Annotated in this window: 18 protein-coding genes; 10 read left to right on the forward strand and 8 right to left on the reverse strand. The window is 65.6% G+C overall.

The annotated features are described in order from the left end of the window. Nucleotides 1–5: 5 nt before the first annotated feature. On the forward strand, nucleotides 6–899 hold the full coding sequence (locus tag BSZ36_RS12800; RefSeq protein WP_094549569.1) for a TraB/GumN family protein: 894 nt from the start codon (nucleotides 6–8) through the stop codon (nucleotides 897–899). Nucleotides 900–993: 94 nt separating this feature from the next. Here the strand turns inward: BSZ36_RS12800 and BSZ36_RS12805 are convergent, their stop codons facing one another. Beyond that, nucleotides 994–1,524, reverse strand: a complete 531-nt coding sequence (locus tag BSZ36_RS12805) for a shikimate kinase (protein WP_094549571.1) — start codon at nucleotides 1,522–1,524, stop codon at nucleotides 994–996. A gap of 235 nt (nucleotides 1,525–1,759) precedes the next feature. Here BSZ36_RS12805 and truA point away from each other — a divergent pair, with 235 nt between their 5' ends. The 6 genes from truA (at nucleotide 1,760) to BSZ36_RS12835 (ending at nucleotide 7,091) form a co-directional block, all read left to right on the forward strand. Further along, a complete protein-coding gene (gene truA, locus BSZ36_RS12810) occupies nucleotides 1,760–2,524 on the forward strand; it encodes a tRNA pseudouridine(38-40) synthase TruA (RefSeq protein WP_094549573.1) in 765 nt (254 codons plus the stop codon). After that, entirely contained in the window at nucleotides 2,521–3,864 is a 1,344-nt protein-coding gene (locus BSZ36_RS12815) for a Kelch repeat-containing protein (protein WP_094549575.1), read from the forward strand. Before truA ends, BSZ36_RS12815 begins: the two co-directional genes overlap by 4 nt. Nucleotides 3,865–3,875: 11 nt before the next feature. Beyond that, nucleotides 3,876–4,064 (forward strand): hypothetical protein, encoded by a 189-nt coding sequence (locus BSZ36_RS12820; RefSeq protein WP_094549577.1) that lies wholly within the window; start codon nucleotides 3,876–3,878, stop codon nucleotides 4,062–4,064. 69 nt (nucleotides 4,065–4,133) lie between these two features. Next, the gene (locus BSZ36_RS12825; protein ID WP_218827661.1) at nucleotides 4,134–5,360 is read left to right on the forward strand and encodes an arginine deiminase; all 1,227 of its coding nucleotides are present in this window, start codon (nucleotides 4,134–4,136) and stop codon (nucleotides 5,358–5,360) included. A gap of 100 nt (nucleotides 5,361–5,460) precedes the next feature. Next, nucleotides 5,461–5,952: a tRNA adenosine(34) deaminase TadA gene (tadA, locus tag BSZ36_RS12830; protein WP_094549579.1), complete on the forward strand. Its 492-nt coding sequence runs from the start codon at nucleotides 5,461–5,463 to the stop codon at nucleotides 5,950–5,952. Nucleotides 5,953–6,080: 128 nt separating this feature from the next. Then, nucleotides 6,081–7,091, forward strand: a complete 1,011-nt coding sequence (locus BSZ36_RS12835) for a YpdA family putative bacillithiol disulfide reductase (protein WP_094549582.1) — start codon at nucleotides 6,081–6,083, stop codon at nucleotides 7,089–7,091. A 27-nt stretch (nucleotides 7,092–7,118) separates the two neighbouring features. On the opposite strand, the gene BSZ36_RS12840 is transcribed toward BSZ36_RS12835, so the two are convergent. From BSZ36_RS12840 to BSZ36_RS12855, 4 genes are all read right to left on the reverse strand, one after another. Continuing rightward, nucleotides 7,119–9,167, reverse strand: coding sequence for a tetratricopeptide repeat protein (locus BSZ36_RS12840; RefSeq protein ID WP_094549584.1), 2,049 nt, complete (start codon nucleotides 9,165–9,167; stop codon nucleotides 7,119–7,121). Nucleotides 9,168–9,273: 106 nt separating this feature from the next. Further along, on the reverse strand, nucleotides 9,274–10,314 hold the full coding sequence (locus BSZ36_RS12845) for a PorV/PorQ family protein (protein ID WP_143536895.1): 1,041 nt from the start codon (nucleotides 10,312–10,314) through the stop codon (nucleotides 9,274–9,276). Nucleotides 10,315–10,353: 39 nt separating this feature from the next. Further along, entirely contained in the window at nucleotides 10,354–13,704 is a 3,351-nt protein-coding gene (locus BSZ36_RS12850) for a T9SS type A sorting domain-containing protein (protein ID WP_143536896.1), read from the reverse strand. 81 nt (nucleotides 13,705–13,785) lie between these two features. Continuing rightward, nucleotides 13,786–17,127: a TonB-dependent receptor domain-containing protein gene (locus BSZ36_RS12855; RefSeq protein ID WP_094549590.1), complete on the reverse strand. Its 3,342-nt coding sequence runs from the start codon at nucleotides 17,125–17,127 to the stop codon at nucleotides 13,786–13,788. A 1,013-nt stretch (nucleotides 17,128–18,140) separates the two neighbouring features. On the opposite strand from BSZ36_RS12855, the gene BSZ36_RS12860 reads away from it, so the two are divergent. The 3 genes from BSZ36_RS12860 to BSZ36_RS12870 all read left to right on the forward strand — a co-directional run bounded on the left by BSZ36_RS12860 (nucleotide 18,141) and on the right by BSZ36_RS12870 (nucleotide 20,452). After that, on the forward strand, nucleotides 18,141–19,004 hold the full coding sequence (locus BSZ36_RS12860; protein ID WP_094549592.1) for a sulfurtransferase: 864 nt from the start codon (nucleotides 18,141–18,143) through the stop codon (nucleotides 19,002–19,004). Between the two features lie 66 nt (nucleotides 19,005–19,070). Then, entirely contained in the window at nucleotides 19,071–19,493 is a 423-nt protein-coding gene (locus tag BSZ36_RS12865; protein WP_094549594.1) for a SufE family protein, read from the forward strand. Beyond that, nucleotides 19,490–20,452: a glycerophosphodiester phosphodiesterase family protein gene (locus BSZ36_RS12870; protein WP_094549596.1), complete on the forward strand. Its 963-nt coding sequence runs from the start codon at nucleotides 19,490–19,492 to the stop codon at nucleotides 20,450–20,452. Before BSZ36_RS12865 ends, BSZ36_RS12870 begins: the two co-directional genes overlap by 4 nt. On the opposite strand, the gene BSZ36_RS12875 is transcribed toward BSZ36_RS12870, so the two are convergent. Genes BSZ36_RS12875 through BSZ36_RS12885 form a run of 3 tightly spaced genes read right to left on the reverse strand, consistent with a single transcriptional unit; the run spans nucleotide 20,442 to nucleotide 25,164 of the window. Beyond that, on the reverse strand, nucleotides 20,442–21,710 hold the full coding sequence (locus tag BSZ36_RS12875) for a tetratricopeptide repeat protein (RefSeq protein WP_094549599.1): 1,269 nt from the start codon (nucleotides 21,708–21,710) through the stop codon (nucleotides 20,442–20,444). The two genes, BSZ36_RS12870 and BSZ36_RS12875, sit on opposite strands and share 11 nt — an antisense overlap. 29 nt (nucleotides 21,711–21,739) lie before the next feature. Then, nucleotides 21,740–23,443 carry a DUF2357 domain-containing protein gene (locus BSZ36_RS12880; RefSeq protein ID WP_179271183.1) on the reverse strand — a complete coding sequence of 568 codons (1,704 nt, stop codon included), beginning with the start codon at nucleotides 23,441–23,443 and terminating at the stop codon, nucleotides 21,740–21,742. Between the two features lie 2 nt (nucleotides 23,444–23,445). Continuing rightward, on the reverse strand, nucleotides 23,446–25,164 hold the full coding sequence (locus BSZ36_RS12885) for an McrB family protein (RefSeq protein ID WP_094549603.1): 1,719 nt from the start codon (nucleotides 25,162–25,164) through the stop codon (nucleotides 23,446–23,448). Nucleotides 25,165–25,195: the final 31 nt, after the last annotated feature.

The following is a 25,195-nucleotide window of genomic DNA, read 5'->3' on the forward strand; positions in this document are numbered from 1 at the left end:
GACCTATGACGTCCCGACATTCGATTCTCGCCGCCCTCCTCGCGCTTACGCCTCTGGCGCCCGCCCTCGCGCAAGAGGCCGCAGCCCCAGACGCGCAGGCCGCCGAGGCCTCTGGCGAGGTCTCGCCCGTTCTCTACCTCATGGAGGATGAGGACAGCCGCGTGTACCTCCTCGGCTCCGTCCACGTGTTGGACGAGGGTTCGTACCCGCTCCCCGCGAACGTGGAGGAGGCCTACGCTGATGCCGAGGCCGTCGCCTTCGAGATCGACATGAGCGACATGGCAGCCATCCAGAGCGCCGTGATGACGCGGGCGCAGTACGCGGATGGCCGCACGCTCCAGGACGCGATGGGCGAGAGCTTCGCCGCGCTAGAAGCACGCGTCGGCCCCGCCGCCACGCAGCTCTCCGGGTTTGAGCCGTGGGCCGTGCAGCTCACCCTCGTGCCTCTGGCGCTCCAGGGGACCGGGTACACCGCCACCAGCGGCGTGGACCAGCACTTCCTCGGCCGCGCCACCGCCGACGCCAAGGAGCGCCTCGCGCTGGAGACCGCCGACAGCCAGATGGCCATCTTCGACGGCATCCCCGAGGAGACGCAGGTGGAGATGCTTCTCGAGACGCTGAACGAGTGGGATGCGATGAGCGGTGAGATCGAGGGCCTGATCGCGGCCTGGAAGTCGGGCGAGGACGAGGCCATGGAGCCGTACTTCAACGACATCCCGGACTCCATCCGCCCGGCGCTGCTGCGCGACCGCAACGCGGCCTGGGTGCCGCAGATCGAAGCGATGCTGGCGCGCGAGGGCGAGGACGTACTGGTCGTCGTCGGCGCGGGGCACTTGGTGGGCGCAGACAGCGTGATCATGATGCTGCGCGAGAAGGGCTACACCCTTACGCGGCTCTAGCTCCCGGCCGTCGGCTGACCCCTAGGGCCTCTGGCGACGCCGCCAGAGGCCCGATCTGTTCATGGCGTGGCGGCTTCCGCGCCAAGCGGGCTCCTCAGAGCGCGCGCACGGCTTCTACGACGGCTCGCGCGACGGCCTCTGGCGACGCGTCGGCGTCTACCGTGAGGTCGGCGTGGGCGTAGGAGGGCTCGCGCTCATTCATCAGCTCGCGGATCCTCTGGCGCAGCGGCGCGCCCGCCAGAGGCCGCCCGTCGTCGCCCCACAGCATCGGCCGGTCGCCGGCGGAGCCGACGCGGCGCGCGACGGTCTCGGGCGAGGTGCGCAGCCACACGACGGTCCCAGCACCCTTCGCGAGGTCCATGGCGCCCGGTTGCACGAGGGAGCCGCCGCCAGAGGCGATCACGTGGCTCTCCCCGCGCGTGGTCTCCTCCAGCGCTTGGGCCTCTGCTTTTCGGAACGCTTCCGCGCCGCCCTCGGCGAAGATCTCCGGGATGGACTTTCCTGTCCGCACCACGACGAGCCAGTCGAGGTCGAGAAAGCGGTAACCCAACGCGTCCGCCACCAGCGGGCCGACGGTGCTCTTGCCGGAGGCCATAAAGCCAGTGAGGTAGACGCGAGGGGTCATGCGGGGGACGGGGAAGGTGGACAGAAGATCGCGGTTGGGCGGGCCTCTGGCGCTCTGGGGGTGATGCGTACTGCGTGATGCGTAAGGGGTGGCCGCGAGGGGTTCTGCCGGCCGAGGCCAAATTCTGAGCCGTTCGGCGCCCCGGAGGCCTCTGGCGCCAGAGGCGGTCGGAACTTTTCAAGGGCCGCGGAGCCTTACGCATCCCGCATCCCGCATCCCGCATCCCGCATAGCCTGTGGCCCGCACCCGCCTCTTGATCGAATACGACGGCACCGAGTTTTCCGGGTGGCAGACGCAGCCCGGAGCGCGGACCGTCCAGGGGGAGATCGAGCGCGCGCTGACCGTCATCATGGGAAGCACGCCCCCGTTTATGGGGTCCGGGAGGACCGACGCCGGGGTTCACGCCAGAGGCCAGGTCGCGCACGTCGACACGCCTGAGCCGGTCGACGCGTTTCGCTTACGGGGCAGCCTGAACGGCCTGCTCCCGGAGTCCGTCGCTGTGCTCGGCGTGGAGCCCGCGCCAGAGGACTTCCACGCGCGGTACAGCGCGCGGCAGCGCACGTACCACTACCACGTCGCAACGGCGCCCCGGGCCCTGGATCGCCTCTGGCGCACAACCCTCCGCTCCACACCCGACGTGGAGACCATGAACGAGGCCGCTCAGGCGCTTCTGGGCACGCACGAATTCTCCTCCTTCTGCCGCACCCGCTCGGAGACGACCAACCGCGTGTGTACCGTTCACCATGCCCAGTGGGTGCCCGAGGCGCGAGAGGGCGATTGGCGCTTCGAGATCCAAGCCAACCGGTACGTGCACGGCATGGTGCGCGCGATCGTCGGGACGCTGCTGGAGATCGGGCGCGGCCGCCGAGAGGCCGATAGCATTCCCGACCTTCTCGCCTCTGGCGACCGCCGCCTCGCGGGTCCCGCGGCGCCCGCTCACGGCCTCGTGCTGCACCGCGTCGAGTACGACGCGCCCGTCTTTACCCCTACGTTCGCATGATCCGATTCTCGCCAGAGGCCTGCGTCTCGCTTCTCGCCCTCTTGCTCCTCGCGGGCTGCGACCGGCCCATCGTCGGCTCCATCGCGCCTGAGATCGAAGTGGTCTCGCCGAGCCTGACCGAGGTGCAGACGGGCACGCGTGTGCTGCTCCAGCTTTCCGTAGAGTCCATCTCCGGCGTTGACGACGTGCGCGTCAACGGCGCTGAGGCCACGCAGAACGACGTGACGGGGCTATGGGAGATCGAGGTCGACCTCCTCTCGGGCGCCAACACGTTTTTGCTGGAAGCGTTCTCGAACGAACAGACGGCCTCTCGCGAGGTCGACCTGATCCGGGCCAGCGTCGGGGTGCGCGCCGCGGGCGTGGTCCTATTCGAGCCGCGTGCGGACCATACCGCGACCGCTCTCACCAGCGGCGTGCTTCTCGCGGGAGGAATCGGATCTAGCGGAGACGTGCTCTCGACCGCGCAAGTGATCCGCGAGTCCGGGCCGCTCACCTTCGCGCTCAGCGATCCAGCCGCTCTCCAGTCGCCGCGCACCGGCCACACCGCCACCGCCCTCCCCGACGGACGCGTGCTGCTCCTCGGCGGTACGTCTACGCCAGAGGCCTCTGGCGTGGACTCGTTCGTCGGCACGCCAGAGATCTACGACCCGGAGACGGACACCACGAGCCCCGTGTTTACCCGCCGCACTCAGAGCCGCCGGAGCGGGCACACCACGGTGCTGCTCACGCGCGAGGGCCGCGTGTTCCTGTACGCCCTCGGGGGCCAGGCGCCGACGGGCTCTACCACGAACCCCGTCGCGGCGAGCAATACGCTGGACGTGCTAGAGCTCAAGACCACCTCCACCGCCGATACGCTGGTGACGCTCACCCCGGGAGGCGGCGCCGGCGGCGGCGCGCGGTACGCCGACGCCACCCAGCTCGTGCTCACGACGACCGCCACACAGGTCGTTACCATCGCGACCGGGTTCGACGCCACGTCCGAGCCGCCCTCCGCTTCTGCGACCCGTTTTTTCTACACCGCTCCCGGCTCCCAATACCCGTTCGATGTCAACGTGGGCTCGGTGGGTCTACCGCTCGAACCCCGCACCTCGGCCGCTGGCATCAGCCTGGGCAACTCGCTCGCGTTGCTCGCGGGCGGCCGTGACGCCGCCGGTGCGCCTCTGGCGTCGCTGGAGGTCTTCGCGGACCGCTCTGGCCGGTTCCTCTCCGTCCCCGCTGCACTCGTGACGCCTCGCTACAGCCACACTGTAACCCGCGCGCCGAGCGGCCGTATCCTCGTGATCGGAGGCCGCAACGCCAGCGGCCAGGCCCTCTCCACCGTGGAGGTGCTCACGCTCTAACCCGTCCGTTCATGCTGATCCAGCGCCTGCTCCAACTCCTGCTGATCGCCATCGTGGTGATGGTGGCCCTCGCCCTGTTGGGCGTCGTGCTCAAGGTGAGCGTGGCGCTGATCAAGCTCGCGTTGCCCGTCTTGGTGGTGCTGCTCGTGGTGGCGGCGCTGCTGCGGTTCGTGGAGTTGCTCCAGAAGAAGAGGCGGTAGAGGCCTCTGGCGTGGCCCAGGAGAACAGACCCGCGAGGTAGCTTGGAAGCCCTTCCAGCCCCGTGTCTCGTGTCCGATCTCCCGCTCCACATCACCTCCGAAGTCGCCCCGCTCCGCCAGGTGCTCGTCCACATCCCGGGCGACGAGATGGCGCTCGTCTCGCCGGAGAACCGCGACGAGCTCTTGTTCGACGACATCCTGTTCGCCGAGGAGGCCCGCCAGGAGCACGAGGTCATGACCACGCTGTTCCGCCGCTTGGTCGGCCACGACGACGCGGTGTTGGAGCTGTCCGACTTGGTGCTGGAGGCGTTCGAGACGCCAGAGGCCCGCACGAACTACGTCGAGGAGCTGATCGGGCTCGTGCCGGAGCGCAACTTCGAGGCGTACCAGTCCGAGCTCGCGGACCTCGACGCGGCGGCGCTGCACCGCTTCGCCTTTACCGGACAGGCGCCGTTTCCGGTTAGCGCGCATCCGCTCCCAAACCTGCTGTTCACGCGCGATCTCGCGGCGGTCGTCGGCGACCACGTGGTTCTCAGCACGGCGGCGCGCTCAGCGCGGCGCCCAGAGAGTGCGCTCATCCGGACGGTCTTCAACTTCCACCCGCGCTTTGAGGCCTCGCGCCAGAGGCTGATCGAGCTCCCGGAAGAGGTCTCGTTCGAAGGCGGCGACCTGCTCGTGGTCTCGGACAAGGTGGTGCTGATCGGGCAGAGCGAGCGGACCAGCCTCGGCGGCGCCGTACAGGTGGCGCGGGAGCTTCTGGCGCGGACCGCCATTGAGCACGTTATGGTGGTGAACCTGCCGAAGCGGCGCTCGTGCATGCACCTCGATACGGTGTTCACCTTCGCGGACGAGGCCACCTTTGTCGTCTTCCCGCCCATCATCGAGGGCTACACGGACAACGTCTACGACCTGTCCTCTGGCGACCGCGACGGAGAGTTCACCATGCGCGTCCACACCAGTCTGCACGCCGCGCTGGAGGAGGTCATGGACCGAGAGGTCACATTCATCCCTTGTGGCGACGACCCGATCAGCCAGCAGCGGGAGCAGTGGACCGACGGCGCCAACCTCTTCGCGATCCGCCCCGGGCTCGTCGTGGGCTACACGCGCAACCGCGAGACGTACGCCAAAATGAAGGAGCACGGCTTCCGCATCGTGGACGCCGAGAGCTTCCTGAAATACCACGGCGATGGCGATCTGCCCCAAAACGACAAGATCGCGATCCGCCTGGAGGGCAACGAGCTCTCGCGCGGCCGTGGCGGCCCTCGTTGCATGACGATGCCGCTCGTCCGCGCCTAGCCGCCAGAGGCCTCTGGCGTAAAAGGCGGACTTGTGTTTCGTGAGAGGCGGACCCGAGCGGCCTCTGGCGCCGTTGGGCACCCGCACGCCTGATCTCACTATGTCGCTCCGATCCCTTCTCGACCCCGACCGCCGCTGGATGCGCCTCGCCCTGAGCGAGGCCGAACGCGCCGCCGAAGCGGGCGAGGTGCCCATCGGCGCGGTCGTCGTCAAAGGCAGCACGATCGTGGGGCGCGGCCACAACCAGGTGGAGACGCTGGGCGACCCGACAGCGCACGCTGAGATGCTTGCTATCGGCGCCGCGTGCCAGACCGTGGGGAGCAAGTTCCTGGACGGTTGCACGCTGTACGTGACGCTGGAGCCCTGCCCGATGTGCGCGGGCGCGCTCGTGTGGTCACGCCTGGAGCGCCTCGTCTACGGCGCATTCGACGAGAAAGCCGGCGCCGCTTCCACGCTGTACGACATTCCGCAGGACCCGCGCCTGAACCATCGCGTGGAGACCGTCACCGGCGTGATGGCCGAGGAATCCGCAGACCTGCTCCGGCGCTTTTTCGCCGCCCGCCGCCCGGGGGCCTCTGGCGACGGCGTGTAGCGGGGACTGGGGACTGGGGACTGGGGACTGGGGACTGAAGCTGCGTATCCACGCCTCTGGCGCCAGAAGCACCCTCGCTTTTCGAGGTCCCTTGGCAACGCAGGCGCGGCTACGGCGTAGATCCGAGTATGCAAATCCAAGACTCGCCAGAGGCCGTCGACCTTCTCGCCGTGGGCGCTGGGCCCATCGGGCTCGCGTGTGCCCTCGCGGCCAAGCGGGCCGGCCTCACCGCCCGCGTCGTTGAGAAAGGCGCGATCGTCAACTCTCTCGTGGGCTACCCCACGCAGATGGAGTTCTTCTCCACGCCCGAGCTGCTGGAGATCGGGGGGCATCCTCTGGCGACGACATTGTACAAGCCGCGCCGCGAGGAGACCATCGACTACTACCGCACGGTCGCGCAGCGCGAGAGGCTCGACATCCGGTTGGGCGAGCGCGTGCTGGGCGTAGACGGAGAAGCCGGTGACTTCACCGTCCGCACCAGCAAAGGCGAACACCGCGCACGCGCTGTCGTCGTCGCCAGTGGCTTTTTCGACCAGCCCAACCTGCTCGGCGTCGAAGGCGAGGACCTGCCTCACGTCACGCACTATTACAAAGAGCCGTACCCGTACAGCGGGCGGAACGTCGTCGTGATCGGTGCCAAGAACTCCGCCGCCAAAGCCGCGCTGGAGTGCAACCGCCACGGCGCGAACGTCACGCTCGTCATCCGCGGCGAGGACGTCGGCCCAACGGTGAAGTACTGGATCCGCCCCGACCTCGTCAACCGCATCACGGACGGCGCCATCGCGGCGTACATGCGCACAACCGTCGAGCGCATCACGCCAGAGGCCGTCCACGTCACCACGCCCGACGGGCCTCTGGCGATCCCGGCCGACGCCGTCCTCGCGCTCACGGGCTACCACCCGGACTTCTCGTTCCTGCGCGATCTCGGGATCGAGTTGGAGGGCGAGGCGCTCGTTCCCCACGTCGACGAGTCCACGATGGAGAGCAACCGCCCTGGCATCTACCTCGCTGGAACCGTGTGCGGGGGGTACAACACCAGCCGGTGGTTTATCGAGAACGGCCGCATCCACGCCGCGCGCATCGCCGCCCACCTCTCGGGTCAGCCGGCTCCCGAGTTGGAAGAGAGAGGGCAGCCGTAGCGCCTCTGGCGCCAGAGGCCTCTGGCGTCAGCGGATTCCGTTCTGTTGCAGGATGCCGAGCACTTGCTGCGCGGTCTGCTGCTGCGGGTTGATCTGCAGCGCCGTCCGCGCGCTTTGTAGAGCGCCCTGCGCGTCGTTCTCGTTGAGGAGGTAGAGCGCGAGGTTCGCCTGTGCGTTCGCGTTACGGGGGTCCGCCTGCACGGCCCGTCGGAACAGAGCCGCAGCCTCCCCGGTCTGGCCCTGCTGCGCCAGAAGCACCGCGAGGTTCGTCAGGGCGTCTGCCTGCCGGGGCTCCAGCTTGATCGCCTCGCGAAGCGCCTGCGCTGCGCCCTGGACATCGCCCGCTTTCGCGAGCGCGCCACCCAGAAGCGTGTGCGCCTCCACCTGCCACGGCTCCTCCTGGATCGCCGCGCGGTACTGCGCGATGCCGTCTGGAATCCGCCCCTGCGCTTCCAACAGGCGCCCAAGGTTGGTGCGGATGTCGGACGCAGCCGGCTGGATGTCGAGCGCCTGCCGGTACAGCTTCTCCGCCTCGCTGGCGCTCCCGCCAGAGACCTCCAGCGCTTGCGCAAGCGTGTTGAGCCGCTCCGGATTGGCCTGGAGTTCGATCGCCGCACGGAGCGGCTGAATCGCGCCTCTGGCGTCCCCTGTCTGAAGCCGCGCGAACCCGAGCAAGAACTGAGCTTCGCCCGCTCCCGTCGGCTCATCCAACGCGCTCTCCAGCATCGCGAGCCCACGGCGGAACGCGGGCGATCCACCGCTCTGCCGTGCGAATACGATGTACGCGATGCCGCGCAAGGCCTCATCGCCCTCGTCCCGCTCGTAGTACGGCACCAGTTCGGACTCCGCGCCAGAGGCCACGCCCGAAATCGCGTCATCGCGCACCACGCGGATCTTGTGGTCGGTAAACGATGCGTGCGGCGCGTCCTTTGCCGTCACCTTCGGCATGTGGCACGAAAAGCAGTTGGCCTCTGGCGCGTGCTGCTCCTTCAACTCGCCCGAGGCCATCTGGCCCTGAAGCGCATCAGGCGCGTGGCACGTCTGGCATGTGGAGTTGAAGTACTCCGGCCCTTTGTCTTGGAACCCCTCGTGTGGATTGTGACACGTCACGCAGTCCATCGATACGGACTCCTGGAAGCAGGCGCTCTCTTTCATCCGGTCGGAATGAGAGATCACGCTGACCTCGTTCGGGTCGGTGTTCGTCAGCGAGAAGATGGCGCGGTGCGCCGCCAGAGGCATTCCTGGCCGGTAGCTCGTCGCGGTTTGCCCCTCACGGATGACCGAGACCTCGCCGCTCAGGTGGCACTGCTGGCACACATCAAGCCGGAGATCCGTGCTGAGCCACTTCGGGTTCACGATGGTGACATCCATCGAGTCGGGCGCCTCCTCTTCTGCCGTCCGGGCCTCTACGTGCAACTCGCCCGGCCCGTGGCACTGCTCGCACCCGATCCCGCTGGCGAGCGACGCGTACTTCCCGTCGGTGTACGGCACGTACTCGCTCGTGCCGTTGTGGCACGCCATGCACCGATCTGGAATGGCTCGCGAGAAGCGCGCGTTGTTCTGGTCGTACCCGGGGCTCAGTGCCCACACGCCAGAGGCGCCCCCACTGTCGTCGCGTGTGTACCACGTCAGCGGCAACTCGTACAGCCTTCCGTTCTCCTCGGAGAGGTACGTCCGGGCAGCAGATCCGCTCCCCACCACGTAATCCATCGTCCGCGTCAGTTGGTGCGAAACGCTCCCATCCGGTTCCACGCGGCGCTCCTCCTGCACAAATCGCCCTCCCTCTCGTTTCGCCACGTACTCAAACCCCGATGCGGCGTGCCGAACCACGACGCCGGAAAAGTCCTCGACCGCGTTGTCCTCCGCCAGAGGATAGAACGACTGCGCCATGCCGTGCGTGGCGTAGCTCGCGTATAGCTCCTCGTGGCACGTTCCACACGTCTCGTTGCCTACGTACTGGACCTCTGGCGCGAGGTTGAGAAACTCCTGGCCCGCATCTACTCCTTTCGGATTCAGACACGCTGCCAACCCGAAGACGAGTACGATGAAAGCGAGTCCGAGCGCGAGCGGGCGCATATGTGCGTGGGGCGTGTGAGGCCTCTCCTCACGAGGCCCATCAAACTACAAAAGGCGGCCCCGGCATGAACCGGGGCCGCCCTTGAATGCTCGATCAGCTGTCAGGCTAGATGCCGACAGAGACAGAGAACATGTTCACGTCGCCGAACACGTCCGAAGGACGGTAGGCGTAGTCAACCTTGAGGGACGTGGTCTGAACGTCGAGGTTCAGGCCAGCACCCACGTTCCATCCGCGCCAGAAGTCCTGGTCGTTGTCCGCGGTGATGTTGAAACCACCACGGGCGTACACCAGGCTCGCATAGCCGAGCTCGAGGCCCGCGCTGTACTGGTCCTGGTCGTAGGAGATCGAACGGAAGTTCGCCATTCCGGACACGGACACGTCACCAGCGAACTGGCGGGTGTACGCAGCGCCGAAGTTCAGCACCGATGGAAGCTGTGCCGGGAGATCGTCGATCTCGCCTGCAATCGTTCCGGGTCCGTTGGGACCGTTGTTCGGCGTGCTACGGCGGAGGCCGTCACCACCGAAGGTCATCTCCTGACCCAGGTTCTTCAGGCTGACTCCGAAGCGGAGACCTGACTCCGGCACCACGTAAGTGATGCCGGCGTCGAAGGCCAGTCCGTTTGAGTTGACGTTGTCAATCGTACGTCCGAGAGCCTTCAGCGTCGCGCCCGCACCGATGCGGTCCGTGAACTGACGGCTGTACGTAGCGCCGAATGAGTACGTCGACGCGTCGTACGTCTCGAGAGCGTTCGGGTTGGTGTCCGGCCGCTCCTCCGAGGTACGGGCGATATCGCCGTAGTCCCAAGAGGTGAGCGTCAGAGCAACGCTGTTCGCGCCAAACTTCTGAGCGACTCCGAAATAGTTGATGCCGATGTCCTCGACGTAATCCATCCGGCTGAACATGACGCTCGTGCCGTTGGATGCGAGGATAGCAGCAGGGTTGCTTTGAGCGGCTTCGACACCTGAAAGGTTGTCGAGTCCACTCGTGAGGGTATTGCCGAGAGCAACCGTGCGGGGTGTAACAGGGACGAGGAGTTCCTCCATCGCCTGTGTACCTGCCCGGTCGTCCTGCGCGGAAGCACCCGGAGCAAAGAGCCCTGTAAGGCCCAGCCCAGCGGCGCAGAGTGCAAGGATTCTGGTTTTCATGGTCTGATGTGTGCGTTGAGGTCAGTAAGCGACCGGGCTCTAGAAAACGGTGATCTGGGTCCGGCGCTGTACGACTCCGAGCTTGAGCGTCCGCTCACCAACTCCTTCCACGTCAACGTGGATGAGGTACATGCCACTCGCGACCGGCAGGTTGTTCTCCGTTTCGAGGTTCCAGTCGAGGGACCTGCTCGAACCCTCCTTGCGGAGCGTCTTCACCAGCGTTCCTGCGACCGTAAAGACGCGAATCGTCGAGGCCTGCTCCGGGAGGTTCGTGAAGCGAACCACGCGGCTCAGGTTACCCGTCTCGTAGGTCGAAGCACCCAGGTACGGGTTAGGAACCACCTGGATGTTTTCGAGCGCTGCAACAGCGTCCTCTGCAGATCCAGCGAGAAGCTGGTTGCCGGAGGTGTCGAGCGTGAAGACATCACCGGGCTGGTTCGGCTTCGACGTCGAGAGGCGGAAGATTGTGCCTTCCTCCGGGAACGCGAACTGATCGAACGCACCAGCAACCTCGGTGTCGCCACCGTTCCACCACACGAGTGCGGAACGCAGCAGAGAAGCTCTTCCGTTGTCAACCAACGGAGCAGCTGCAGCTGGGTCCGACTGAATAGCGGCTACGATCGCGTTGTATCCGCTCTCGCCTGGCGTACGGTCCTGAGGAATGATCCAGGTGATTCCGTCCGTGTACGGGTCGTTCGTCAGGCTAGACATCTGGCTATCGCCAGAGCAGCAACCAAACGTTCCCTGGATACCAGGGGTGTTGATGAAGCTGAATGCCTGACCACCTGGCGCAACGCTGAAGTCCAAGTCGAAGATCGTCGGGAAGTACCGGACGTCATCGCTCGTGTCATCTGGGGTTGCAATGCCCGTGTTCCAGAGCTCGAACGGCACCTCGATCAGGATCGGAGGCCCAAACGTTGTACCGCTGTAAATCGCAGCGTAGTTGGTCTCGCCCGTGAAGCGGATCTCCCAGTCGAACGGGACAACGCTGTCCTCACGAGAGGTTCCGATTCCACCGACGTTCTCGTTGAACTCGTCGAGTGTGTGCCCCGTGAGAGCCTCGGCAGGCCCCACGAAGTACCGACGGTTGTTCGTCGACTGCTGCGTTCCCGCAACAGGGTCGATACCACCAGGAGTGGGATACCCGGCGAACGCAGGAGCGGCTGGGTGCAGCAATGGACCGGCTGCGTTCTGGATCGTCGCGAAGTTCGTGAACTCCGGCGCAGGTCCCTGAACGCTGAAAGACAGACCGTCGATCACGGCAATGTTGCGCCCCTGGGGGACGGCCGTGCTATCGCGGTCGTAGTACTCCCGTCCGTCCAGCGCAACACGTCCAGTCGTCGCGTTGATGATGCTGTAGGTGGTGCTGCCGTCGTCCTCGTTCGTAAAGAACTCGACACGGTAGGTGTCACCCGTTACAGCAGTTGGGTCAACGATGGTTGCGGAGACCGTTCCCTCACCAACCTGCTGAACCGCCACGCCCTGAAGCTCATCGGCGAACTGGGACTGAGTCCGGTTGCCGCTGGTGAGAGCAGACGGACGAGCCGTGATCTGCGTCGGCGAGCTCTCGATCACCTTCGGCGTGGACTCCTCGTTGAAGGAGTACGCTGAGACGCCATAGTAGTAATCCGTGTAGTTCGTGACGTTCTGGATCCGGTACGAGTACTGGATGCCGGAGTCCGTTCCACGAGCGACAACCTTGGGAGCGAGATCGCCGAGATCGCCGTCGAAGACGAGGTCGATCACGCGGGTCACGCCGTTGACGATATCGTACGTGGCGACCAACTCGCGAGCGGACTCGTCGAAGTCGGACGTTGGGTAGCGATAGATGTTGAAGCCTTCGAAGTTGTACGTGTTGTCGTCAACCTCCTCGGGGTCGAGGAGAACGTCCACTGCTTCAAAGCGGGCGAGGTAGTTCGCGTTGTTCGAGGGGTATCCCCACACGAGCGTCGTTTCACCATCCTGGCTGATTGCCTCGAGGCAGTTGCCCGATCCGGGCGCGAGAACGTCGCTTCCGGGCTGGCACCTAGGGGGTGCTGGAGGCGGTGGAGCGAGCTTGAAGTCGTTGTCGTAAGCCGTTTGCGCGAGGCGGTCAGCCGAACGCAGTGCCGTGATCGAGCTGAAGCGGTCAGCTCCCTGTGCGAACACGATTCCGAACACGATGTCCTGGGGATCGTTGCGCTCGAGCGTGAACGGACCCGTGTGGATCACCAAGCGACGGTCACCCGCAGGGTTCGACGTGCCATTTCCATCGATGTTGACCTCGCTCCAAGTCTGCCCCGTTACAGGGTCGCCTGGGAAGGCAAACTTCGTGATCGGGAACGTCGTCGGCTGCTGGTATCCCGTGCCATTGGCACGCATTGGAGAGCCATCACCCCACAGTCCCTGCATGTAGAAGTACATCTGCTGTCCCGTGACGGGGTCACCGGTCGTCGTTGGAGACGATCCGTTGATGAAGTACGAGAACGCAGTAGCATCGAGAGTATCCGTTCCAACGATCGGACCCTGGAAGAAGTCATAGCCTGCAGCCGGGGGGGCTTCGCCATAGACCTGATCTGCAGGGTTGGAGTTGTACACGTAACCCAAGCCCAACTCCTGATCGTAAGAGACGTAGTCATCACCTGCGTCGCCGAGGTCCGGGTCGGAGAAGACCGAGATGTACGTCTCTTCAATCGGAGTTGCCCCCTTGTTGATGATCCGGTAGCGGTAGAACGTCGTCTCTCCCAGCGCGTCAGCGCGGGAGAAAGAGAACGCCAACACCTGGACCTCAATTCCGAGGGGGTCCGTGGCCTGCACCGAGTGCTCGTTGCCCACGTCGTTCATGACCCAGAAGATGCCCTGGTCACCGATGATCTCGGGGCGGTCTCCACCCGCGAGGTTGTAGTTGCCCTCGATACCATCTCCGTCAATGACGGGTGCACCGATCTCAAACGGCCAATCCTCGAGATCACCCGTCTCAGCGAGACCTGCTTCGTAGTTCGCGATGTTGGTGCGCGTTACGCTGTAGATCTCGTCATATGCACTACAGTTGTTCGGGTTGACGGGACGGCCGTCGTTGCCGAGCGGTCCAGGCCAGAAGTTGAAGTTGCTGTAGCGAGATCCGGCAACACGAAGGTCACCGTTGATCTTGCCACCCACCCAGATGCCAGACGCGAAGATCGGAGAGTTCTCCGATGCCTTCGGGGCCAAGTATCCGTCTCCGTTTGTGGTGGTGTTTCCGAAGAAGAGGCTACCCGTGTTAAAGACACGAGCAAAAATGTTGTTGATGTCGAGATCGGCTTCAGCCGTTCCCAACGTGCAGTTCCCAGGAGTCTGAGCTGCTGTTGTAGGCGCCAGCACTCCTGCTAGAAGCAAGAGGAGGAGCGTGGTCGCGTGTCGAGTGCGAACCATAGGATCAGTTTTCGTAGGTAATGACGACGGCGAGAACTGGCCTGAGCGTTGGATGCTCAGGCCAGTTTGTTCGCGTGCTGTCTAGAAGTCGAAGAGGAGACCGAGACGGATCTGCCGCGGTGAGCCGTAGAAACGGCCGGCACCGGAGGACTGCTGTCCTCCAACGTTGACAGGACCACCCGTGTAGGCCTGGTAGTTGAACAGACGTCCCGGCGTGTCCAGCTGGCTTCTGCCAGCGGCCGTGTTGACGAAGCCATCTTCGTTCGGCAGGCCAGTAGACCGGTACACAGCGAGGACGTTCTTCGTGTCCAACAGGTTGATCACGGAGACGTACGCCCGGACTCTCGAATCGCTGAACCCGAGGTTGAACGCGCGGTCCACCCGGAGGTCGAGGCGAGTCGTTGCGGGCAGCTCTGCACCGTTGATGGTGCCATCTACGTTCTCGGTGAACGAGTCACCCACGTTGAAGCGAGTGTTCCTCTGCAGGCGGGTGTAGCGAAGGCCACTTCCGAACTGACCGATGAGGTTGACTCCGAAGTTCTCGAGAGCGCGAACGCCACCGAGCATTGGGCCTTCACCTGCGCCGAAGCGGTAGTCCAGGCTCACGTTTGCCGTGTGACGCTGATCGAAGTCAGACGGGCTGATGAACTGCGGGAAGTAATCTCCACGCCATGCAGCCGTACCGGTCGAGTTCGCGTCCGAACCCGTTCCCTGTGCGAAGGAAAGCGTGTAGTTCGCGTTGATCGACAGGTTGTTCGTCCGGCGCAGATCGAAGTTGAGCTCTGCACCCTGCGTCGTCGTGAAGTCCGCGTTGAAGTAGGTGGAGTAGGCGGGGAAGCCACCCGTCACCTGACGCACGGAGATCTTGTTGTCCTGCGTACGGTAGAAACCGGACATGCTTAAGGCAGCACGCTCACCGATACGCTGGCGGAAGCCGAGCTCGTACTGCGTTGTCCGCTCTGGCTCCAGCGTCGGGTTCGACGTGCGCTGCTGGCCGTCGAGCTCTTCGAAGGATGCGAGCGTGGCGAACGCGGCCTCGGTTGGGCGCTGCGACGTCACGTTGTAGCTCGCGAAGAAGAGCGCCCGGTCGGTTACCGGGAAGCTGACTCCAACGCGGGGCATGAACGTTGCCTGTGGCGTGTACTCCTCGAACACCGTCGAACGCGGAGCGTCGATGGAGCGGACCTGACCACGGTTTGTCGTGATGATCTGGTCTGCAACGACGTTCGTGCCTTCGGCATCGTAGAAGTTGCCGTCGGTGTCGCGGTATCCAACGACGTTGTCGCCGTTGTAGTAGACAGCGAAGTCACTCTCAATACCTGCGGGAGCCGTCATGTCACCCACGCGCTGGATTGGCGTCGGTGCGTAGATGTCCTTGAGCTGCAGCGTGTTGTTGTCGAACACGTCAGCGCGGAAACCGAGCTGAATGATCAAGTCCTGGAATTCGATCTTGTCCTGGATGTAGCCAGCGTAGTAGCGCGGGCGGTACGCGTCCAGGTTTGTGTTGCTGCGGTTGCCGTCAGCGTCCGGGAAGTATCCGTCCACGCTCTGATCGTTGACCTCCTCCGTACCGTTGAAGTTGAATCCGTAGTAGGAGACACGGTTGCGGAGGGTGCTGTACGGGATCTGATCGTAGCTGGTGATTCCGTCTGGGAAGCCCTCGATGGTCTGCTCTGGACCGTCGTCGTCGTTCACGAACCGGGAGAGGCTGTAGCCACCGATGCTGAAGAAGCGCCGGGTGTCCTGCTGGTACTCACCACCGAACTCGAGCTGGTGGACGCCCACCTGCGTGGTCGCGTTACCGGAGAAGCGGTAGCGCTGGTTGTGCGACTTGGAGTACCCCGTGTTCGTTACGCGGCCTGGAAGGCTGAACGTGTAGCCGAACAGCGAGCCAGGGCGGCCTCCGCCGTCCTCGTCAAACTGCTGGACGTAAACGGGTTCCTCCGTACCGGGCTCGTTGCGGAACACGTAGTACCGCTGCGCAACCTGGTTTGCCGGAGAGTTGAGATCGCCGTACTGCAGAACATCGTTGATGTCTGAAGAGAAGCCATCTGGGTATGAAACGCCCTGGTTGTCCTGGAACTCGCCCTGAATCTGGTAGAACGCGGAGTTCGACAGACGCTGAAGGAAGGTTCCGTAGAGGCGGTAGCTATCCGTTTCGTTACGCTGGAACGTCTCCCGGTTGTAGAGGGAGTTGGTGAAGCTGAACGGCTCGCTGCGCGACGTTGCAAGACCACCGCCCAGGCGGAGGTTGACAGCACCCAGGTCGAAGTTCAGGTTTCCGTTCAGCGTGACGTTCGTGTTCGGATCACGCTTGCCACGAACGAGGTCGAAGTCGCTCGCGGTAAAGTTCTCGACGCGGTTGACGGGGCTGCCGTTTGCGATCGTCGAGCCTTCGCCGATGATGTTGTTCGCGAGCAGGAGCGCCTGAAGGGAGTCCTGACCGATCGGTCCGTCGAGGCTGCGGATCAGCTCGATGGGGAAGTTGACAAGCTCCTCCTCTCCCTGTGCGTTCGTGATGCGCAGAGCCTGAGGGGTCGCCTGGATGCTCTCGTAGAGATCATCTTTGAGGCGGTACGTGTCGATTCCGTATGGGCTGTTGTCCTCGGTGTAGCCGTACTCCCCAGAAAGGAAGAAGCCAACACGGCCCGGAGCGATAGGACCGCCCAGGGAGAGAGACGCAAGGTTGTCGCCGAAGGAATCAAGGCCCTGGCTCGTCACGACCTCGGCGGAGCCGAAGAAGTCGGAACGGCCCGTCTTGGTCGTGATCGAGATCACGCCAGACTGGACATCGCCGTACCGGGCAGGGATCGTTCCGATGAGAACCTCCTGCTCCTGAATGGCCTGCTGGTTGACACCGAGAAGGCCCGTCACGCGAACACCGTCCACGTAGTAGGCGACCTCTTCTCCACGACCACCGCGGATGTTGAGCGTGCTCGTGTTGTCTGCAGAGACGACACCGCCCTGGAGGGCCGTGACGCCAGCCACGCTACGAATCGGGAGGTTTTCAAGGTCCTCTCCTGAAACGACGCGAGGAACGCCGATGGCGTCCTGCTGGATGATCGGCCGCTCGTAAATGACTTCGACCGTTCCGAGCTCGCTGCCTCCGAGTTCGAAGCTGACTTCTCGGGTCGCTCCGCTGTTGATGTCGACACCTTCAAGCGTGAGCTCCTGGTATCCAGCGAAAGACGCGGTGACGTTGTAAGTGCCGACGGGGACACCGATGATGCGGAATTCGCCGTCGAGGTTGGTTGCGGCGCCAAGTGTCGTGCCTTGAACGACGACGTTGGCTCCAGGAAGAGTATCCCCGGTCTGGGCGTCAGTGACGCGACCAGCGAGGGTGCCTGAGTTCTGTGCCAGGGCTACTCCGGGGAGCAGACCTACCAGCAGAAGGAGTACGAGTGTACTCGGTGAACGGAACATTGCTACCTCCGAGTTGGTGGTGTGAAGAGCCCGAGCGAGCGCGGGTGTGTGGTGCGCGGCCCGAGGTGGATGGTGCGTCTTAGGGACGCCGGCCTTGTGGGTGTACAGACCGGGGACGGACCGGCCACTTCGGCCGGGAACCGTGATCCTGCCCGTGTTGGGCAAGCGGCCCACGCCGCAACCCTCGTGGGATCAGTGCCTCTCCGCTTCGGGCAAGCCCGAGCGCGTGTGTGTGAGAAGAAGGCTGTAACAACCTCGTGGCGCAGATCGGTTGAGGAGGGATGAAGCGACAGTCGCGAATATAGCCGGGCCGTTAAGCCAGGGTCAAGGCACGCTGAAGTGCATGCCTCCCGTAACGGGCCTTTCGGAACCGCTCAGCGTGTCCGCGTCTGACCTACAAGGTACACTCCCAGCCGGAAATCGCCTCTGGCGTGTCAGGCGAGGCCTCACGAGGGTGAAGCTAACGGGGCATGGCAAGACCCGCGCGTTCTGCGTGGGGCACACAGGAGTGCCCTCTTCCCCGTTGCGAGTCTAGACGCCTTCGGTGGGATGCCCGAGCGCCCTATCGGCGCAGAAACAGCCCGCATTTGCTCTGAGCACCAGCAACCGACCCATGGCCGGGCCGAGACCCAGAGCCCTCGCGTGACGACTTCGCAGGCGAAAGGGGTACCCACGCCTCTGGCGTTCCAACCAGTGCACGCCGAGACTCTAGAGCAGAGAACACATGCGACCCGGCCTCTGGCGAGGGCGCTCCGCCAGAGGCCGGGGTGGTTCGCGACATGTGCCGCAGCACACCTGAGACAGCAAGCAACCTCGCGGTGCCACGTCGAGTGGTTGGGACGGTTCGCGCCCGATCCACCCCTAGAGAACCGGACGCGCGCGGGAGGGTCCTAGCCTCCCACTCACCCGCCTCGCCCGAGCCACTTTGCAGGCTGCGCTGGCCTCTGGCGCCAGAGGCGTTGCCCCCTACCAGATCGGTACCTTAGCCACTCCCTGGTTGCCCTCCCATCTCCATGTCTGACTACGCACATCCTGACGTCCTCGTCTCCACAGATTGGGTTTCCCACCACCTTGCCGACACCGCCAACGTCCGGGTGATCGAGTCGAACGAGGACATCCTTTTGTACGCGACGGGGCACCTGCACAACGCGGTCCACGTGGATTGGACGAACGACCTTCAAGACCCGGATGTGCGGGACTACATCTCCACGAAACAGTTCGAGCGGCTGTGCTCCCGGCTCGGCATCCATGAGGACACGACCGTCGTGTTCTACGGTGACAAGTCCAACTGGTGGGCGTGCTACGCCTTCTGGACGTTCAAGATGTTCGGGCACAAGGACTGCCGCATTATGGACGGTGGCCGGGCCAAATGGGTGGCCGAAGGCCGTGTGATGACGACCGACGTGCCTACGTTCGAGAGCGCCGACTACGACGCGAGTGAGCCCGACACCTCGATCCGCGCGTTCCGGGACGACGTGATGAACCACATGAAGGACGGGGGCCAGATGGTGGACGTGCGCAGCCCGCAGGAGTACATCGGGGAGGTGACGCACATGGCCGGCTACCCGCAAGAGGGCGCACTCCGCGGCGGCCACATCCCTGGCGCGAGCAATGTGCCGTGGAGCCGGGCCGCTGGGGAGGACGGCACGTTCAAGAGCCGAGACGAGCTGGAAGCGATCTACCTGGAGGAGCAGGGCCTCAACCCGAAGGAGGACATGATCGCGTACTGCCGTATCGGCGAGCGCTCTAGCCACACGTGGTTCGTGCTGAAGTACCTGCTCGGCTTCGAGAACGTCCGCAACTACGACGGCTCGTGGACGGAATGGGGCAACCTCGTCGGCGCGCCCATCGAAAAGGGCGAGCCCGACGAGAACTAGACGCGCCTCTGGCGCGCCGCGCCTAACCCACCAACCGCTTTTGCCTCTGGCGCCAGAGGCTGACCTATGACCGACCGTCTGCGAGAGATCATCGACGAGTTCCAGAGCGCACCGGACGAGTTCCGCGTCGAGATGCTGCTGGAACGCGCACGCCAGTTCCCGCCCCTTCCGGAGAAGTACCGGGCCCTCCGCGAAAAGGGGTTGGGGCGCGTGCATGAGTGTATGGCCGAGGTCTACTTCTTCCCCGAGGTCAAGGACGGGGCGGTCCGCATCCACTCCGACATTCCCGGCGAGGCGCCCACGCAGCGCGCGCTCGTCGGCATCCTGATGGAGGCGTACGACGGCGCCTCGCCAGAGGCCGTCGCACAGATCCCGCCGGACCTCTTGCGTCAGTTGGGCATCGCGCCCCTGTTGGGCGTGCAGCGCCAACAGGGCTTCTCAGGCATCGTGTCTCGCCTTCAGCACAGCATCGCCGAGGCCTCCTCATGACCCCGACCTACGCGCGCCTCTGGCGCCAGAGGCTGCTGCCGCTCGCGGCATCGCTCATCGTTCTCGCAGGATGCGGGAGTCCGCGACCGGTGGGGCCCGAAGTGGCGCCCGTTCGCGCACCAGAGATCGCGCGGCCCACGTCCAGCCTTCACTACCGCGCTTACGCCGACGCGGACGCGCTGGCGGCGGCGTTCCGCTGGTCGCCAGAGGCCAGGCCGATGGTGAGCGCGCACCGCGGCGGCCCAACGCCGGGCTACCCGGAGAACGCCATCGAGACGTTTGAGAACGTGCTCAACTTTGCACCGGCGCTGATCGAGATGGACGTGCGGCAGACCGCCGACGGCCACCTCGTCCTCATGCACGACGCGACCGTGGACCGGACGACGACGGGCACGGGACGCGTGGACGAGCTGACGTTCGCCGAGATCCGGGCGCTGCGACTGCTCAACGACGCCGGCACGATCACGTCCTACCGCGTGCCGACGTTCGCAGAAACGCTCGCGTGGTCCGAGGGCCGCGCCGTGCTCATGCTGGACGTCAAGAACGTGCCGTTCCGCACGATCGTAGAGGCCGTGCGCCTCTGGCGAGCGGAGAACCGCGTCGCCATCATCGTTTACTCTCTAGAGGACGCGCTTGAAGTGGCGCGACTTGCGCCAGAGGTCATGATCTCGGTCTCGACCGATACGCCCGAGGGCGCGCGCGAGCACCTCGCCGCGCTCGATCCCGACCGGCTGATCGCATTCATCGGCGTCGGCGTGCCGGACCCGGAGACGGCTCGGGTCTTCCACGAAGCGGGCGTGATGACGCAGGCGGGGACGTTTGGTGCGCCGGACGTGGCCGCGACGATGCCCGGCGGCTGGGAGGCGTACGCGCCGTTCCTGGACGCCGGGGCCGATGTCCTCGCGACAGACAACGTGCCGGCCGCAGCCATCGCGATCCAGCGAGGCGTTATTCGTTGAGGCGCCGCCGCAAGGCGTCGCGGACGCGCCTCTGGCGGGCCTCTTCAAAGCGCGCATCCATGAGTTCGATCATCTCGATCCGGCTCTCGACCAACTCGCGGAAGTTGGCCTGCGCTTCCGGAATCTGCGCGAGCGCCGCTTGATACGCCGCGAGCGCCTCGGCGCGCTTTCCGGTTTGCTGCAGGATGATGGCGCGGTTGACGGCAATCGCGGCGTCCTCTGGCGCGAGGGCGTGCGCGAGCGAGAGGTTGTCCAACGCCACGCTGTCCTGCAGGTCCTCGCTGTAGATCCGCCCGATGCGCTCGTAGAGGCTCGCCAGAGGCTCGCGGCCCATCGCGTCTGACGCCTTGGCGAGCAGGCGAAGCGCGAGCGCGGTCTGGCCGTTCTCGCTCGCGGCGAAGCCGTACACGCGGAGCGTGGTGTCGTCTGTGCTGTCTCGCTCGAACGAGGACCGGAGCACGTCGAAAGCCTCTGGGACGTCGCCGAGGTAGTAGAGCGCGACGCCGAGATCGCGGAGGCGCGCGGCCGTGGAGTCGTCGTGGACGAGAGCGCTGCGGTAGGCGTTCACGGCGCGAGCCGTCTCACCGGCGCGCATGGCCGCGCCGCCCCGCAGCCGCCACAGTTCGGACGAGCGCGGGAGAACCGTCAGCGCGGTATCGAGGTGCGCGGTCTGCGCGTCGAGATCGTCCTCCAACGTCTCGGCCAGAGAGATCGCGACCGCCTCGCCCCTTGGGTAGAGCGCGTAGGCCCGCCCTAGAGCCTCTTGCGCCAGAGGCAGGGAATCCAGGCGCGCGTACACGCGGCCCAGAGCACCGAGAACGACCGGGTTCAGGGTGTCCTGCGACGCCAGAAGCCGGTAGAGCGGCAACGCAGCATCGGGCCGGCGCGATTCTAGAAGCACGGCGAGGTCTGCCGTCGCCTCGCCACCGGGACGGAGGCGGTGTGCGTGCCTCAACGCCGTTTCCGCACCTCTGGCGTCGCCCAGCGCGCGGAGCGCGAGGCCTAGGAGAAGCTGCGCGTCGGCATCGCTTGTGTCGGCGGTGGCGAGCGTTTGTGCGGCGAGAAGCGGCCGAGATCGCTCTAACGCCAAGCGCGCGGCAAGCCGACGGGCCTCTGGCGAGAGATCGTCGGCACCCAGGAGCAAGTCGAGCGCCGCCGTGGCGTCGCCGCTGAGCGCGAGCCGACGGGCGTCGGCTTCGGGTTGGGCCGCGGCGCCAGAGGCCACTGCGAGGAACAGGAGGACGAAAAGGGAGCGCATGACCGAATGATACGATTCGGATCGTAGGACTACGAGCGCCGCCCATCGTTGCTCAGCCACGTCAGAATCCACCGCCTCAGCCACTCATCCTCACCGGGCACAAGCGGGACCGCGCCGATGCCGACCGTCGCGTGCGCCCGCCAGAGGCGGCTGTTCTCGAACGTCGGCGTCGCATGGAACGGGAAAAGCGCTGCGGCGGCCTCCACGAGAGGCTCGCCCTCTTTGTTTACGATGGCGTCCCGGTACCGGTGCAGGTCTCCGAGTGCCGCCTCTGGCGGACCCGCGGCGCCGTGGCGCATGGCGTACGCAGTGGAATCGTCGCGGCGGTACTTCGCGTCGAGCACGGCGCGGCGTACCGGCTGACCGGGAGCACGCAGCGTGAGGAGCACGTCGGGCCGCTGCGCCAGAAGCCCGGGCGGTCCTGGGAAACGCGGCTCATAAGCAATGTCAACGCGGACTCCGTTGCCGTCCAGCCTGATCGCATTCCGCGTGCCGCGACCGATGCGGACGCGAGCGCCAGAGGCCGCGAGTCCAAACGGCTCTTCTGGAGCAGGCGCGCCCAGAACATCGGCGAGAACCTGCACCACGCGGAGCACGGCCCACGACTCGTACAGCCGACCGGTTCCCAGCCACGCTGTCGCCACCTCCCCCGCGCCAACATCCAAGCCTCGCTCTAGGGCCTGAAGCGCGTCGAATACCTCCCGGTACACAGGCCGAGTCCGGAGCACGAGCGGGGCCTTCCGCATAGCTGGTGCTCCCACCGCTTCCGCCAGAGGCCTCTGGCGTCGAAACCGGCGAAGGCCAGCGGCGATCTGATCCAGGCTCTCGCGGAGCGCGCGGCGCCTACCGGTCTCTGCGTACGGGTGACGAGCTTCCTCACGCGTGATCTGCGCCAACACGCTCAAAGCGAGGTCCAGCCTCTGGCGAATCCAGCGGTGCGCAGCGATGTCCTCGTTTTCGCCGAGCACGCGGACCGGCATCCGACTCTGTACCGGCACTCCCCGGACGTGCGTCCATTCACCTCTCCCCTTCGACCGCCGGATCGCGCGAACGCTCTCGGCGTCGCCGCGCAACCGCGCCGCCGGACGGACGTGCTCCCGCCGCGACAGCTCAAACGCCGGGCGGCGCTCGATGCTCGCCAGAGGCCCTTCAAGCTGATGGACGGCGTAGCGGAGCACGGTGACCCAGGCAGGAATCGACGGCTCATTGTGTAACCCGCTCTGCTCATCGGCTGCGCCCCACCCGGCGAGCGCGGCACCCCGCCACGCGGCCTCTACGCCCCCACGCATCGCGGCAACGTCGGCGCTGCTCACCTTCGCGGGAACAACCCGGAGCACGACCTCAGCCTCTGGCGTCCCGCCGACCGTAAACGCGAACACGCTCAGCCCCGCTTCATCGCGGACGCGGACGGAGCCGTGGACGGTTCGCCCTCCATTTGCTGAAACGAGGCCCGAGACTTGGCCAGGATCTCGATGTAGCACGGCCACGGGTTCGCCTGTCCGGCTCTCCACCAAAAGAGACAGGATGCGCTCTTCGGGCACCGCCACAGGAATTGTCACCTCTCGCGTCGCGGAATACTTCTCACCAGCGGCCCACACCGTTCCACTTCCGCGGAGCACACGAACGTGGCTCTCCCCTGCCTCTGGCGAGGTACCGCTCCACGTGATCCGGATCCGCGTCGTTTCAACGACGAGGGTCCCGGTTTCGGGAGCACGAGCATCAGCGCCTCTCACCGCTACGCCCAGAACGAGGCAACACCATCGGCCAGCACACCCTCCGCGATCCGCGCGAGGCGAGCCGCCGTCCTCGGGAACCGCGCAGACGGGAGCACGGCCGGTCTCCCCTCGGACTCCCATGCCTCAACCTGCACTACAGCAGACCTCTCGCGATCCTGCTCGCTCTCGCCAGAGGCCCACGCGAGAAGGAGGAGCACCGCCGAACGCGCCGCCGCTCCGGCGCCCTCAATTCTCGGGAGCACCTTCATCAGGAGGGCAAGGTCCAGCGGGTCTACAGACTCACCGTCGCGCGTCCGGAACGCCTCTGGCGCTTGCATCGCATGGAGCACGAACAGCGCGACCTCGTCCCGCGTCCGGTAGCCGATGCCCAACCCTGCCGGCGAGAGGATCGCATCGGCCTCGGTGACGGCCTGTACTGCGCGACCAATGGCCTCCCGTTGCTCATCACGGATGTCCGTGAGAGCAGAGAGCCGGAGCGCCAGAGGTTGCCACGCGGAGACAGGCCACCGTGACGCCTCCGGGACCTGCTCAGAGATGTCAGAGGTGGTCCAGACGTGAAGGTTGGGCGCATCGAGTTCGAGCGTGAACGCCCGGTCCAGCACTTTACGGCTGAACGCATGCGCGCTCTCGTCCACGTTTACCGTCCCGACGAGACCGAGGTTGGGCCCCATCCGCACTGCCTGCCACACGGCATCCTCTGGCGCAAGCGACTCGCTCACTAGAGGAGGGGATTCAGCGCCGCCAGAGGCCTGCGCCGCGGCTGGCGTCCGCAACTCCATGCGGCTCAGGACTTCGGCTAGGTAGTGCTCCGGTCGCGCGAGGTTCATCTCGTCCAAGATCAGAACGTGCTGCCGCTCTGGGTCTTCGCCAGAGGCCCGGGCCGCCCGGAGCACGCCACCCGCCTGGAAGCGGCCATCGAGTCCTCGGTAGCCCAACGTCTCGGACGGATCGGTCCAGTCAGGACGCACCGGGAGCACGTCGGCACGTGCTCCCGTAGCCTCGGCCACGAGCAGCGGCAGCCGCGTTTTCCCGACGCCCGTCACACCCGCTAGGAGAACAAACGGCCGGGTCCGCAACGCGACCACGAACGCCGCCAGTTGCCACGGTGCGTACACGAACCCGCGCGCCTCCACATGCGCGATCACGTGCTCCATCGCCTGGGCGCGGTCCCAGCTCGTATACATCGCAAGAGGCTCCGCGACGGCCGGCTTCGCGACGGGCCGAGGCCTCTGGCGCGTCTCGCGGACCGCCTCCACCATCTGCATCAGCGCCTCTGGGTTCTCGCCCGCTCGCGCAGCGATCAGGAACTCCAAGACCTTTCCGTCCACCGCCGGGAGCGCATGGAGCACGCGCTGCGCCACGCGGCGGAACTGCCGGTCGAGCGTGGGCTCGTCCGGGTACTGATCCAGCACGCTGAGGTGCGGCGCGAACCCCTCGTACGGTACCCAGGCTTCTTGCGGGAGCACCGTCAGGGTCCGCACGCGGACGCGGTGCGGCAGGTGTTTGCCCAGCACGAGCGAAGTGCTGTCCTCGAACGCCACGCCAGAGGCCTCGACGAGCGCCGCCAGCGTGCGGCTACCCGGGATGTACGCGAAAATGCGGTCCCCCGGACGCACCTCCTGAAGCGCCTTCCGCCCCTGCATGCGGAGCGCGAACGTCTCGGCGCGGGCAAAGGCCGCGAGCGCGTCGGGGGGAACGGACCAGAGCCAGTACTGCATCGGCGCGAGGATACGCCAGAGGCCAGTGCAC

The sequence above is a fragment of the Rubricoccus marinus genome, from assembly GCF_002257665.1.
Taxonomy (GTDB): Bacteria; Bacteroidota; Rhodothermia; order Rhodothermales; family Rubricoccaceae; genus Rubricoccus; species Rubricoccus marinus.